We start from the raw sequence: 11929 nt of genomic DNA, 5'->3' as shown, positions 1-11929 counted from the left end.
CTACGCCATAAAATTCATCTGCCGGAGCTTTTGACCACATGGATCACTTTCACATGTGTGGAGGTGATCAACCGGAGCAGATAATTGCCTGCGGCGAACTTTCCTCCGTGAATGGTGAACGGCCCGGTAGCTGCTGTGACCCCGTTCAGCAGGGTACGGCCCAGTACATCCACCAGCTCCCAGCGCGCGCTGGCATCAGCTCCCTCAACAGTGAGCGCATCGGTGAAGGGGACGGGATAAGCGCGCAGAACCTCAGGAGCGCTGTGCGGCCCGACCCCGGTGGCAATGAAAGTGGAGACGTCGGTACAAGCCGAAGCCGTGCAGGTGTCCAGTGCCAAGGGACCCCACAGGTCCACCTCTCCGCAAACTTGGTAGTAGCCATTATCGCCATAGGTGTGAATGGCCGGACTGCCGTTGGCCGTAGTGCCATCGCCGAAATCCCAGGTGATGGAAGAGTTCATGCCGGAGGTGACGCTTTGATCGAACACCGCGATGGTCCGTTCATACTGGATCACGCCGATGACCGGAAGCAATAGGGTGTCGCAGGGAACACCGGTCGGTCCCATATAGATCCAATTGCAGGCTGTGGAACTACAGCTATCGGTGACCACGGTGAGGCAGGCCTGATAGGGCCCCGCACCAGTATAGCTGTGCGCGGGGGCCATTTCGGTTGAACCGGTGCCATCCCCGAAATCCCATGTCCAGCTCGTGATCGGCGTGCTGGGCGTGGATTGGTCTATGAAATACAAGACCCCGCTTTGGGAACTGATGGTAAAATCGGGGACTAGGTATGCACAGGCCGGATCATCTGGGACCATCAGCAGTTCACAGTGAGTTGACTGGCAGGTTTGTGGGCCGTCCGGTACAGTGGCGCGCATGCAGACCAAGTATTCTCCCGGTCCGGGAAAGGTGTATTGAGGCTGGGGCGCCAGGCTGAAATCCGTGAAAGCGAGACCACCGAACCCCATTCCGTGTACAGGATGCTCGCCCCGGAGACAGGTGGGACCGGCGTGAACAGGTAACTGTACGCCCCTGCGCTCTGGTAGGTGAAGGTCACCGTGTTCAGGCTGTCACATGTATTCTGGGCCACGGAGGGAAGGGCGAAGGATGCCACTGACACCAGGAGTGCGAGCGGTCGTGTGGTTCGAGGTCGTTGGGATCTCATCGTCCGGGGCGAAGGGTATAAGCGAGACGGATGCGGACACCAAGGCGTTCAGGCACGGCGTACGGGGAGCCATCGGTAGGTGACAAAGAAAACAGCCCTACGGCGTAGCCGGGCGAGGCCCAAAGACCCAAGCGCTCGGTGAGCCCGTATCCAACATCCACGGCAAGCCCGCCGCTCACCAGTGTGGCCTTTTGCTTTTCCGTCGACGAAACGTCCACGCTCCGCGTACCGCCATCGCTGTTCATCAAAGTGACACCGGACCGCATGGTGTTGAACTCCACGGCCACGCCGCCCCGAAGGCCTATGTGCCAACGGCGCCAAGCCCGGTGCCAACTACCCTCCAACGGCACACGTAACGAGGTGTACCGGTTCACGGCGGCCACTGTCCGGCGTACTTCGGTATAGGTTGTGACCGTATCCACATAACTGTCCAACACTTGCGTGTTGAAGGTGATCACATGCGTGACCAAGGAATCCCGGGTGGAACGGAACTGGTCGAAATGTTGGAAATCGTAGCGGGCCGCACCGTATTCGATGCCCGTGGCGATGCCCCAGCCTTTACGCCCCTCCAACCCGGCAAGCACGCCGAAGTTCGTAGTCCGGTGGGGTGTTTCCGTGCCTTGCAGGGCCGTCACCAATTGTGCGTCCCCGCCTTGCCAGTTGCGCGTTTCCCGGTATTGACCCACCGTTACGGCCAACCACCAAGCTTGGCGAGGACCAATAAAGGTCGGTGTAGGAGCATTTTGCGGAACTGCTTGAAGCAGTGCTCGGTCCAGCCTCGGTGAGCGCGTTGACAGCAGGCCGATGCGACTGATCACCAGACCCGGTGCTTCGCTATCATCTTTCCGGTCGTATGTCGTTGCCAGTGCGATGTGCGACTTCGGTAATTCTGCCGTCAAAGTCCCGGAAGTCGGTCCGGTCGTTGGTCCGTCGGAAACGGAAAGCAGTGTTTGATCGACTGCTGCGGTCAAGGTCTCATCGGCTTCGGAGGTTACCGCCGAGGTGCTGGTAGGAAGCTTAATCGCAGAATGCCCTTGATCGCTTACCCTATGATCAGGGCTGGTCTCAGGTGATCTGTGTTCCGCGACGGAAGCGTCATCCGTTGGCTGCGAGGCGGTCGTGGATGAAGCAGGTATTGGTCCGGCTGCGGCCGCTGAGCTTGAAGGCTCCGGAATCTCCGGTGCGGATCCACCCAAGGAGGCGTTCCCCGCCATAGTGGAAGTAGCGCCCAACGAGGCGTTCGGGACAACGGCAACGGAAGTCGAGCTGTCCGTTCCCGGCACCCCGGCATGTTTTTCACCGGAGGAAGTGATGCCCACATATCCTGCGGTACCGCCCAACAGAAGTAGCAGTGCCAGCCATACCCAGCGCCGCCGCAGCCGCAACAGCGTCAGGTGCGCCCAGCCGCGTTCTTGCACGATGCCTTCCCACACCGCATCGGACGGTGCGGCCTCGGCATCCCGCAGGGTGCGGGCGAAAAGGTCATCTAATGGATGTTGTTCCCTCATGTTGTTCCATTGCTTTCAGTTCTTCCAAACGCCGCTGCAGCATCTGCCGGGCCTTGGCCAATTGGCTGCGCGAGGTGCTTTCCCCGAACGCCATCAACTCCGCGATCTCCGCGTGATCGTATCCCTCTATCGCGTACAGGTTGAACACCGCCCGATAGCCCGGCGGTAGTTCTTGTACCATGGTCATCAGTTCCTCCTGCCCGAGGTTCGCCATCGCCACGGGGGCCACGGAGCGCTCCTGTAGGTGGTCCGTGCCCAAGACCTCGTTGCGCACGGACTTTTTCCGGACGTGGTTGATGCAGGTGTGTACCATGATCCGTCGTATCCATCCTTCCAGCGAGCCCTCCATGCGGAAGCCGCCCAACTTGTCGAACACCCGCACAAAACCCTCTTGCAACAGGTCCTCCGCCTCCGGCCGATGGCGCGCATAGCGGAGGCACACAACGAACATGCGCCGTGCAAAACGGGCGTACAGGGCCTCCTGCGCGCTGCGCTCCTCTCGCTGGCATCCTCGTGCCAGCTCGTATTCGCTTAGCTCTCGCACCGGTCGGGTCAAGGTGTTTTCCGAGGAGAAGACACGGAACCACCGCTCCGCGCTGCCTCGGTGTATGAATTTCTGAAAGTTAAGGTGAATGCCTAGCCCCGATGATGGGCTTGGAAGGGCTACGCCCCTCGATCGGTAGCATGCGAGCCCGCCGCAAGGCGGCCATATCCTGTCAATCCTGAAATCCTGTCCAAAAAATCACGTCAAGTGGACTAACGACTGATCACGCCAGCAGTAAATCCATCCGGAGGATAGGAGACTAAAACCCAATGGCCACGTCCGTTGTGCAAACGACTGCAAACAGCTATGAACGACTACAAACGCAAGATCAACCGAATAAGGGGAAAGCACCGGTGAATGTTTGCAGCGGAGTTCAACACCAACAATTCCCTCAAACCGAAAACCCCTAAACCCCCAACACCATGAAAACGCTGAACAACCTCGTCCGCTTGACCGGAAACCTCGGATTCGACCCCGAAGTGCGTGAGATCGCCAAAGGGCGCAAAGTGGCCCGGATGAGCGTGGCCACCAACGAGAGCTATACCAACTCCGCCGGTGATAAGGTCACTGACACCCAGTGGCACACCGTGGTGGCCTGGGGCCGCATCGCCGGCCAGGTGGAGATGATGCTGAAAAAAGGCTCCCCCGTGATGCTGGAAGGCCGCCTGGTACACCGCAGCTACGCCGGGAAGGACGGCCTCAAGCGCTACATCACCGAGATCGTGCTGAGCGACTTCAAGGTGATCGCCTACACCAAGCGCGAGGAGGAAGCCGAGAGCAAGGCAGCCGCCTGACCAAGACCCGAACGACAGTGGCGGGGGTGCGGGGTTTCCCGTGCCCCCGCTGCTTTTTCGCTGAAGGTCGATAAACAACGATCAACATGAGCAAGAAAGAAAGCACACCGGCCATTGCTGATGAGCTGGTGATGAGCAAGATCCACACGGTGCGTGGGCAGAAGGTGATGCTCGATAGCGACTTGGCTGAACTGTACCAAGTGGAGACCCGGACCTTGAACCAGGCCGTCAAAAGGAATCCCAAGCGCTTCCCAGCTGACTTCATGTTCATGCTGGATCCTGAAGAATGGGAGATCTTGATATCACAGAATGTGACATCAAGTTGGGGAGGCCGTAGAAAGCTGCCCTTGGTATTTACCGAACAGGGCGTGGCCATGCTCTCCAGCGTGCTGAACAGCCAAGCCGCCATCGCGGTCAACATCCAGATCATTCGCGTATTCACACGGATGCGGACCATGTTCGCCACGCACAAGGACGTACTGGTCCAACTGGAAAAATTGAACGGCAAGGTGAGCCATCACGACCGGGACATCCGGGCGATCTTCAAGCACTTGAAGAAGTATGGAACAGCGTGATGAGGAGCGCCGCTTGTTGGCGCAAGTCGCCAAGACCAAGCCCCGGCCGGTCGTTGGGTTCAAAGCCGGGAAGGAGAAGAGCAAGCGGTGAAGCGGGAAGTTGCACCATCGCTTGAGAGCCTAATTCAAGGTTGACGCAATTGGGAGTATTCCGAAATGTGTGTCAATCTGCACTGAGGCACGGTGACATTCTCCTGGCCCCAAGCCAAAGGAGAATGTCTCCGTGCCGGATCCTCAGACCAGCACATGGGCCAATCTTTCGGGGTACATGTTGCTCAACGACTGAAGGATCTGCGGCCAGCTGCGGACCTTTCTCTTCCAGCTTTTCTCGTTGTGCTTAAGTGTCAAATATAATTGCTTCTCCAAGGCACTTTCGCTGATGAACGCACCCTTGGTCTTGGTGGCCTTGCGAAGAATGCGGTGCAGGGCCTCCACCGGGTTCGTGGTGTAGATCACCCCTGCGTATGGCATCGGGATGATCAAAGAACGGGCTTAGCTCGCACCAGTCTTTCTCCCACTTGGCCGCGATCTCCGGATATCTCCTACCCATTCCCGCTTGAACTCCTGGAGCTTTTCCCAGGCCGCTTCAGGACTATCCTGCTGGTAGATCGAACGCAGTCCTTGGCAAACTGTCTTGTAGTCCTTCCAAGAGACGAACTTCAAGCTGGTGCGCACCATATGGACGATGCAGCGCTGTACGACCGCTCGCGTGAATACGCCTTGGATCGCCTCGCTGAAGCCGTTCAGGCCGTCCACGCTGAAGAACAGCACGTCCTTTACCCCGCGGTCCTGATGTTCTCCAGAACGCGCGCCCAATGGCGTGCTCCTTCCGCATCGCCGATGAACAAGCCGAGAACATCACGTTCCCCGTCCATCCTCACCCCGTATACCGAGTAAACGGCTTTGGTCAACACCTTTCTATTCTCCCGGACCTTGTAGTGGACCGCATCGAGATAAATGACCACGTACACCTCTTCCAGCGGGCGGTTGCGCCATGTCTCGATCTCCTCGAACACCCGGTCGGTGATCGAGCTGATGAACGATGGGGAGTAGCTCACCCCGTACATCTTCTTTAGATGGTCCCCAATGTCCTCGTAGCTGGTGCCCTTGCCGTACAGATGCAGGATCTGGTTCTCCAGTTCGGGGCCAGCGACCGGTCCCACTTCTTGATGATCGTCGGCTCAAAACTGCCGTTGCGGTCTCGCGGAGGCCTGACCGAAACGGGACCCAGTGCCGTTCTCACGGTCTTGTCGGTGTAGCCGTTGCGCCTATTGCTCCGCTTCTTCTCCTGGTCCAAATGCGCGTCCATCTCCCCTTCGAAGGCGGCGGAAAGCAGGCGGCCGATCATGCCCGTGAGCACACCGTGTTCTCCGATCAGGCCCTTGCCTTCTGTCAATCCTTGGATGGCTTCTTGCTCGAACTTGGCGTAGTCGAACGCCTTCTCTTTTTCAACTTTTCTCTTTTTCATGGGGCAAGTTTCTGAATGGTTTGTCAAACTATCCTTGACACACTTTTCAGAATACTCTCACGCAATTTGCGGCCACCTCTACTGTCTCAGTGCCCTGAACTTGAGGTCACAATTTGTGACCTCCATACCGGAGGATGAAACAGGAATTCTTGATGTCGCATTGCGCGACATCAAGTTGAGTTAAAAAGTGAGAGGTGAAATAGCATCACCATCCCATCCCCAGCCCCGACCTTTGTAACATGCCGAACGACCTTCAGTCCAATACCTTGTTGCGGGAAACGCAGCAAGCCACTACTGTTCGCGTGGTGAACAAAAGCCACCACCCGCTGCCCGCATACGCCACCGACCACAGTGCAGGCTTGGACCTTCGCGCCAACTTGGATGCGCCCATCACCCTCGCGCCCGGCACATACAAGCTCATACCCACGGGACTGTTCATCGAGCTGCCGGAAGGCACCGAGGCGCAGGTGCGGCCCCGCAGCGGTCTGGCCTTCAAGCATGGCGTCACGGTGTTGAATGCACCGGGCACCATCGATGCGGATTACCGCGGTGAAATAGGCGTTCTGCTGATCAATCATGGCAAGGAAGCCTTCGAGGTGAAGGACGGTGAAAGGGTGGCCCAATTGGTGGTTTCGCGTTACGAGCGCATTCGTTTCGAGGAAAACGCGGACCTTCGCGCCTCAGAACGCGGCACCGGCGGCTTCGGCCACACCGGTACGCATTGACCGTGAAGACCCCGATATGAAGATCATCGTTCCCATGGCCGGTATGGGCAAGCGGATGCGTCCGCACACCCACACCACCGCCAAACCCTTGTTGCCTATTGCGGGCAAACCCATTGTTCAACGCCTTGTTGAAGACCTCGCCAAGGTGGCCGGGGAACCCGTGGAGGAGGTTGCCTTTGTGACCAACCCGGCATTCGGTACCGCCGTGGAAGAGCAGCTGGTAGCCATCGCCAAGGGCGTTGGAGCGAAGGGGACCATCCATCACCAAACCGAGGCACTGGGCACCGCCCATGCCATCCTTTGTGCACAGAGCGCACTTTCCGGCCCCGTGATCGTCGCTTTTGCCGATACGCTCTTTCGTGCCGACATGAAACTGGATGCCGATCCCGATGGCGTGATCTGGGTGAACAAAGTGGAAGACCCGCGCGCTTTCGGCGTGGTAAAGCTGGATGACAAAGGCATCATCACCGAATTCGTGGAGAAGCCGCAGGAATTCGTGAGCGATCTGGCCATCATCGGCATCTACTACTTCAAGGATGGTGAGCGGCTGCGCGGTGAGATGCAATACCTCATCGATAACGACATCCGCGACAAGGGCGAATACCAGCTCACCAACGCCATGGAGCACATGAAGCAGAAAGGTGCCCGCTTCAAGGCCGGCACCGTGAGCGCGTGGATGGACTGCGGCAACAAGAACGCCATGGTGGATACCAACACCAAGGTGCTCGGTTTCATCAAGGATGAGAAAGGACTGGTGGACCCCAAGTTGAAGATGAACGACAGCGTGGTGATCCCGCCCTGCTTCATCGGCGAAGGCGTCACTTTGGACAAGGCCATTGTCGGACCTTATGTCTCCATCGAAAGCGGTAGTACGATCACCGGCAGCGTGGTGCGCAATTCCATCGTGCGTGCGAACGTTTCGATCACCGATGCCGTGATCGACAACAGCATGCTCGGCGAGCGCAGCTCCGTGCGCGGACAAGCCATGGACCTCAGCATCGGTGACGATTGTGCTGTAGCCTGAACCCCTCTATGACACGCATCTTCCTCCCTCTGTTCCTGATCGTTCTGCTGGCTTCTTGCAGCGGTACGAAAGCGGTAAACAGCGGCCCCTCCTCGCCGGATACGGAAGGCTCCGCGCCGAAGGACAAGCAGGCGATGGAGATGCGTCTTTTCTTGGACGCCACCAGTGCCCGGCTCCAAGGTGATCCCGGAAAGGCCGTACAGCTGTACCGTGCTGCACTGAAGGTGGATCCGACCAACGCCGCGGCCATGTTCGAGCTTGCCAAGCTGTACCACCAGGCGCAACAGGGCGACGAGGCGCTTGCCATGGCGAAGAAGGCCGTTGCAACGGACAAGACCAACATCTGGTACCGCTTTCTGCTGGCGGACCTCAGCACCCAACTTGGTGATCTTCCGGGTGCCACCAAGGCTTACCAGGGCATTCTGGATAAATGGCCTGAACGCTACGAGGTGTACTTCGGCTTGGCCGACGTGCTGAGCAAACAGAAAAAGATCGACGAGGCCCAAAAGGTCTACCGCGATCTGGAGAAGCGCATCGGGCCCAGTGAGGAGCTGGTGATGCGTGAATACGACATGTTGGTCGGAGCCAATGAGATCGGCAAGGCCCGCGACCTCTTGGAGCGGACCATCGCTGCGGACCCGGAGGATACGCACTACTGCGGCATGCTCGCTGAGGTGTACCAGGAACTGGGACAGGACGACAAGGCGTTGGAGCTGTACAAAAAGGCGATCGCCGCCGACCCCGATGACAGCATGACGCGCATCTCCTTGGCGCAGTTCTACTACGATAAGGGCGACCTGGAACAGGGTTACGAGCAATTGCGCGAGGCCTTTTCCGACCCCGACCTGGACATCGACCCGAAGATGCAGCTATTGCTGGGCTTTTACCAGATGACCGGCGCGGCCCAAGCTGATTCGGTGAACCAGCAGCTCGTCGAGCAGAGCCACCATTTGATCGACGTCTTGAAGAAGGCCCATCCGCAGTCCGGAAAGCCATGGTCCATCGAAGGGGACTTTTTCATGCGGGAAAAGAAACCCGAACAAGCGCGCGACGCATTTAGGGAAGCACTGGCGCATGAGCAGGACAAGTTCCCGATATGGAGCGCCCTGCTACAGCTGGACTACCAGCTGGCGGACTGGAAGTCACTGGACGAGGATGCCGCAAAAGCTGCGGATCTCTTTCCGACACAACCTGAGCTCTATCTCTATCAGGGTATTGCGCTCACCCAGCTCAAGCGGAACGAAGAAGCCATTGAAGCGCTGGTGACCGGGCGCGACCTGGTGGTGGACAACAAGCCGCTGGAAGCCCAGTTCTGGAGCCTGCTCGGTGATTCATATAACTCCGCGAAGGATTATCCCCAGAGCGATGAGGCTTATGGCAAGGCGCTCGCCATCAACCCCAACGATGCCAGCGCGCTGAACAATTGGTCCTATTACCTCAGCGAGCGTGGCGAAAAGCTCGCCAAGGCCGAGGAAATGAGCCGGAAGTGCAATGATCTTTCCCCGGGAGTGGCCACCTATATGGACACCTATGCCTGGATCCTCTACAAGGAAGGCCAATATGACAAGGCCAAGGAGTGGCAAGAGAAAGCCCTGAAGGCCAACGACAAGGACGAGGGTGTGTTGCTGGAACACTACGGGGACATACTCTTCAAGCTGGGGGATGTCGCTGGGGCGTTGGAGCAATGGAAAAAGGCTCAGGCCGCTGGAGGGGCTGGTGATCTCATCGACCGGAAGGTCAGCGAAGGGACCTTGGTGGAATGAGGCTACCGCTTTGGGTCATCCCCGCGGGACTTGTTGTCTTGTTTTCCGCTTGTCACAGTGGCAAGCCCCTGATCGGGAGAAGCACTAGCGATCTCCATCCGAAGAGCGCTGCCGAGCTCCAAGAAGACCTGGCGGCCCGCACCCCGGCCAATGCCCGCTATTTCAGTGCCAAGGCGGATATTTCACTGAAGACCACCACCGACAACAAGAGCTTCAAGGCGCACCTGCGGGTGGTGCGGGACAGCGCCGCTTGGGTCAGCATAACCCCGGCCTTGGGCATCGAAGTGGCGCGGGCATTGCTGACCACGGACTCGCTCTTCCTGATCGACAAGATCCATGACACCTATTGGCTCGGCGACACCACCCAGGCTCAGACCAAATTCGGCGTGAAGCCCACGCTGCAGCTCTTTCAGGACGCCTTGCTGGGGCTGCCCATCGGTCTCGATCCCACGGAAAAATACCGCAGCGACCGGGAGGACGGCATGTACACGCTCACCAGTAAGGAAAGACGGAAATTCGTTCGGGCCGCTGAGGATATTGCTCCCGGTGATACCCTGCCGAACGACAGGGACATGCGCGAAAAAAGGTTGGAGCGGACCTTGCGAAGGGCCGAACGGCACGACGCGATGGTGTACAAGTATTGGATAGATCCCGACAGTATGCGCGTAAGCCGTGTGCTCATTAGCGATCTTGCGCACGATCAACAGGCCGATGTGCGTTATATGGAACGAAAGACCGTGGACGGGCGCTCGATCCCCGCTCTCGTCATACTTTCTTTGTCCGCTCCGGACCAACAAGCCACAGGCACGTTGCGCTTGGACCGCATCCAACTGAATGGACCGCTCAACCTTCCCTTCCGCATTCCGGAGAAGTTCACTCCGATGGACTAGGTCATTAGCGCTGGTCCTGTTCCTCGGCACCTGCCTGATCCCGGCAGCCGCGCAGGGGAGAAAGGACCTGGAGAAGAAGCGCGACGCTCTGGACGCACAGATCAAGGAGACCAGCGCGCTGATCGAAAAGACCCGCGGAGACCAGCGTAGCACTCAACAGCAGGTACAATTGCTGGAAGCGCAGATCCGCCAGCGCCAAGAGCTGATCAACACCATGAACAGTGAGGTGTTCCGGATCGATCAAGAGATCCAGGACACGCGTGACAGCATCCGCACCTTGGAGACCGATCTGGAGAACCTCAAGGAGGAATATGGACGGATGGTGCAGTTCGCCTACATGAACAGGAACGCCTACGACCGGCTCAGTTACATTTTTGCGGCGGAAAGCTTTGCCCAAGCGTTCCGGCGATCGCGATATCTGGAGCAATTGGCACAGCAGCGCAGGCAACAGGCTACTTTGATCGAGGAGACGCGCACCATGCTCTCCGGTAAAGTGGATGTGCTGGCCGCCAGACGGAAGGACAAGACCAACCTGTTGGATCGCCAATTGACGGAGGCCCATAAGTTGAACGCAGACAAAAAGGGCCAGCAAAGTGCCTTGGATGGATTGAGAAAGGAGGAAGGCCGACTGCGCCAAGCCTTAAAGAAGCAGGAAAAGCAACGACAGGAATTAGCGGCCGCCATCCGCAAGTCCATCGAGGCGGAGATCGCCAAGAGCAGGAAGGCCGCAGGCAAGAGCGTAGCGCCGGGCACGGCACCGGGGAAAATGGAGTTCACCATGACCCCGGAAGCCAAGGAGCTGAACGCCGACTTCGAAAAGAACAAGGGCAAATTGCCCTGGCCCGTCGCAAAGGGCACCATCACCAGCGGGTTCGGCAAACAGGCCCATCCGGTGCTTCGTGGTATCATGATCGAGAACAACGGCCTTGACATCGGTTGTGTGCCCGGTGCGCCGGTGAGGGCCATCTTCCGCGGCGAGGTCAGCAGCGTGATCGTGATACCGGGCGCGGGCAAAGCCGTGATGTTGAGCCACGGGGCTTATCGCACCGTGTATAGCAACCTCCGGGAGGTGTCCGTGGCCAAGGGCGACCGGGTGGACACTAAGCAGGAGGTAGGCACCGTGATGACCGAGGACGGTGCCAGTACGGCGCATATCGAGATCTGGAAGATCGCCAGTGACGGTTCCCTGCAAAAAGTGGATCCCGCAATTTGGATCCTGCAATAGGAAGGGGGGAAGTTCCCCCGCACTACATTTGTCACCTCGGACGGACCGCTCTTTCGGCCGCCCGCTCAATCATGGGAAAATTAGGTCCTACGGAGATCATCCTCATCGTCGCGGTCATCCTACTGATCTTCGGAGGCAAGAAGATCCCCGAACTCATGCGTGGCCTCGGAAGAGGCATGAAGGAGTTCAAGGATGCCCAGAAGGACGACACCACGCCGCCTCCGGGCAACTCCTGAGCGCGCGTCCCC

The 11929-nt window shown here is 58.4% G+C and carries 16 protein-coding genes; 8 read left to right on the top strand and 8 right to left on the bottom strand.

Translation table 11 applies throughout. The features are described from left to right. Positions 1-14: 14 nt before the first annotated feature. The 4 genes from IPP95_10530 to IPP95_10515 all read right to left on the bottom strand — a co-directional run bounded on the left by IPP95_10530 (position 15) and on the right by IPP95_10515 (position 3124). A complete protein-coding gene (locus IPP95_10530) occupies positions 15-749 on the bottom strand; it encodes a PKD domain-containing protein (protein QQS71619.1) in 735 nt (244 codons plus the stop codon). A gap of 68 nt (positions 750-817) precedes the next feature. Beyond that, on the bottom strand, positions 818-1090 hold the full coding sequence (locus tag IPP95_10525; protein ID QQS71618.1) for a hypothetical protein: 273 nt from the start codon (positions 1088-1090) through the stop codon (positions 818-820). Positions 1091-1161: 71 nt separating this feature from the next. Then, complete coding sequence (locus IPP95_10520) at positions 1162-2673, bottom strand: hypothetical protein (protein QQS71617.1); 1512 nt, start codon at positions 2671-2673, stop codon at positions 1162-1164. Continuing rightward, entirely contained in the window at positions 2648-3124 is a 477-nt protein-coding gene (locus IPP95_10515) for an RNA polymerase sigma factor (protein ID QQS74248.1), read from the bottom strand. The genes IPP95_10520 and IPP95_10515 overlap by 26 nt, the downstream gene beginning before the upstream one ends. A 515-nt stretch (positions 3125-3639) precedes the next feature. Here IPP95_10515 and IPP95_10510 point away from each other — a divergent pair. After that, a complete protein-coding gene (locus IPP95_10510) occupies positions 3640-4011 on the top strand; it encodes a single-stranded DNA-binding protein (protein QQS71616.1) in 372 nt (123 codons plus the stop codon). A 113-nt stretch (positions 4012-4124) separates the two neighbouring features. After that, positions 4125-4586 carry an ORF6N domain-containing protein gene (locus tag IPP95_10505; GenBank protein QQS74247.1) on the top strand — a complete coding sequence of 154 codons (462 nt, stop codon included), beginning with the start codon at positions 4125-4127 and terminating at the stop codon, positions 4584-4586. A 234-nt stretch (positions 4587-4820) separates the two neighbouring features. Here IPP95_10505 and IPP95_10500 read toward each other — a convergent pair whose 3' ends face one another. From IPP95_10500 to IPP95_10485, 4 genes are read right to left on the bottom strand one after another with little or no spacing between them, the layout of a single operon-like run. Beyond that, positions 4821-5057 carry a transposase gene (locus tag IPP95_10500; protein QQS71615.1) on the bottom strand — a complete coding sequence of 79 codons (237 nt, stop codon included), beginning with the start codon at positions 5055-5057 and terminating at the stop codon, positions 4821-4823. Positions 5058-5078: 21 nt separating this feature from the next. Beyond that, positions 5079-5342, bottom strand: a complete 264-nt coding sequence (locus IPP95_10495; protein QQS71614.1) for a transposase — start codon at positions 5340-5342, stop codon at positions 5079-5081. Positions 5343-5362: 20 nt separating this feature from the next. Next, complete coding sequence (locus IPP95_10490; protein QQS71613.1) at positions 5363-5749, bottom strand: transposase; 387 nt, start codon at positions 5747-5749, stop codon at positions 5363-5365. Beyond that, a complete protein-coding gene (locus IPP95_10485; GenBank protein ID QQS71612.1) occupies positions 5659-6054 on the bottom strand; it encodes a transposase in 396 nt (131 codons plus the stop codon). The genes IPP95_10490 and IPP95_10485 overlap by 91 nt, the downstream gene beginning before the upstream one ends. A gap of 239 nt (positions 6055-6293) precedes the next feature. On the opposite strand from IPP95_10485, the gene dut reads away from it, so the two are divergent. The 6 genes from dut to IPP95_10455 all read left to right on the top strand — a co-directional run bounded on the left by dut (position 6294) and on the right by IPP95_10455 (position 11917). Next, positions 6294-6779 (top strand): dUTP diphosphatase, encoded by a 486-nt coding sequence (gene dut / locus IPP95_10480; GenBank protein QQS71611.1) that lies wholly within the window; start codon positions 6294-6296, stop codon positions 6777-6779. Between the two features lie 16 nt (positions 6780-6795). Further along, positions 6796-7803, top strand: a complete 1008-nt coding sequence (locus IPP95_10475) for an NTP transferase domain-containing protein (GenBank protein ID QQS71610.1) — start codon at positions 6796-6798, stop codon at positions 7801-7803. 8 nt (positions 7804-7811) lie between these two features. Then, positions 7812-9566, top strand: coding sequence for a tetratricopeptide repeat protein (locus IPP95_10470; protein ID QQS71609.1), 1755 nt, complete (start codon positions 7812-7814; stop codon positions 9564-9566). After that, the gene (locus tag IPP95_10465) at positions 9563-10456 is read left to right on the top strand and encodes a DUF4292 domain-containing protein (GenBank protein ID QQS71608.1); all 894 of its coding nucleotides are present in this window, start codon (positions 9563-9565) and stop codon (positions 10454-10456) included. The genes IPP95_10470 and IPP95_10465 overlap by 4 nt, the downstream gene beginning before the upstream one ends. Further along, on the top strand, positions 10401-11681 hold the full coding sequence (locus IPP95_10460) for a peptidoglycan DD-metalloendopeptidase family protein (protein QQS71607.1): 1281 nt from the start codon (positions 10401-10403) through the stop codon (positions 11679-11681). The genes IPP95_10465 and IPP95_10460 overlap by 56 nt, the downstream gene beginning before the upstream one ends. Before the next feature lie 71 nt (positions 11682-11752). After that, positions 11753-11917: a twin-arginine translocase TatA/TatE family subunit gene (locus tag IPP95_10455; protein ID QQS71606.1), complete on the top strand. Its 165-nt coding sequence runs from the start codon at positions 11753-11755 to the stop codon at positions 11915-11917. Positions 11918-11929 lie beyond the last annotated feature (12 nt).

The organism is Flavobacteriales bacterium (assembly GCA_016700415.1).
Lineage (GTDB): Bacteria > Bacteroidota > Bacteroidia > Flavobacteriales_F > PHOS-HE28 > PHOS-HE28.
The sequence above is the reverse complement of the archived record's forward strand: the minus strand, read 5'-3'. Positions and strand labels throughout refer to the sequence as shown.

Excerpts from the sequence above, each read along its gene's own strand:
- IPP95_10520 (QQS71617.1), bottom strand. The coding sequence starts at position 2,673 with ATGAGGGAACAACATCCATTAGATGACCTTTTCGCCCGCACCCTGCGG.
- IPP95_10515 (QQS74248.1), bottom strand. The coding sequence starts at position 3,124 with ATGTTCGTTGTGTGCCTCCGCTATGCGCGCCATCGGCCGGAGGCGGAG.
- IPP95_10510 (QQS71616.1), top strand. The coding sequence starts at position 3,640 with ATGAAAACGCTGAACAACCTCGTCCGCTTGACCGGAAACCTCGGATTC.
- IPP95_10500 (QQS71615.1), bottom strand. The coding sequence starts at position 5,057 with ATGCCATACGCAGGGGTGATCTACACCACGAACCCGGTGGAGGCCCTG.
- IPP95_10485 (QQS71612.1), bottom strand. The coding sequence starts at position 6,054 with ATGAAAAAGAGAAAAGTTGAAAAAGAGAAGGCGTTCGACTACGCCAAG.
- dut (QQS71611.1), top strand. The coding sequence starts at position 6,294 with ATGCCGAACGACCTTCAGTCCAATACCTTGTTGCGGGAAACGCAGCAA.
- IPP95_10475 (QQS71610.1), top strand. The coding sequence starts at position 6,796 with ATGAAGATCATCGTTCCCATGGCCGGTATGGGCAAGCGGATGCGTCCG.
- IPP95_10470 (QQS71609.1), top strand. The coding sequence starts at position 7,812 with ATGACACGCATCTTCCTCCCTCTGTTCCTGATCGTTCTGCTGGCTTCT.
- IPP95_10465 (QQS71608.1), top strand. The coding sequence starts at position 9,563 with ATGAGGCTACCGCTTTGGGTCATCCCCGCGGGACTTGTTGTCTTGTTT.
- IPP95_10460 (QQS71607.1), top strand. The coding sequence starts at position 10,401 with ATGGACCGCTCAACCTTCCCTTCCGCATTCCGGAGAAGTTCACTCCGA.
- IPP95_10455 (QQS71606.1), top strand. The coding sequence starts at position 11,753 with ATGGGAAAATTAGGTCCTACGGAGATCATCCTCATCGTCGCGGTCATC.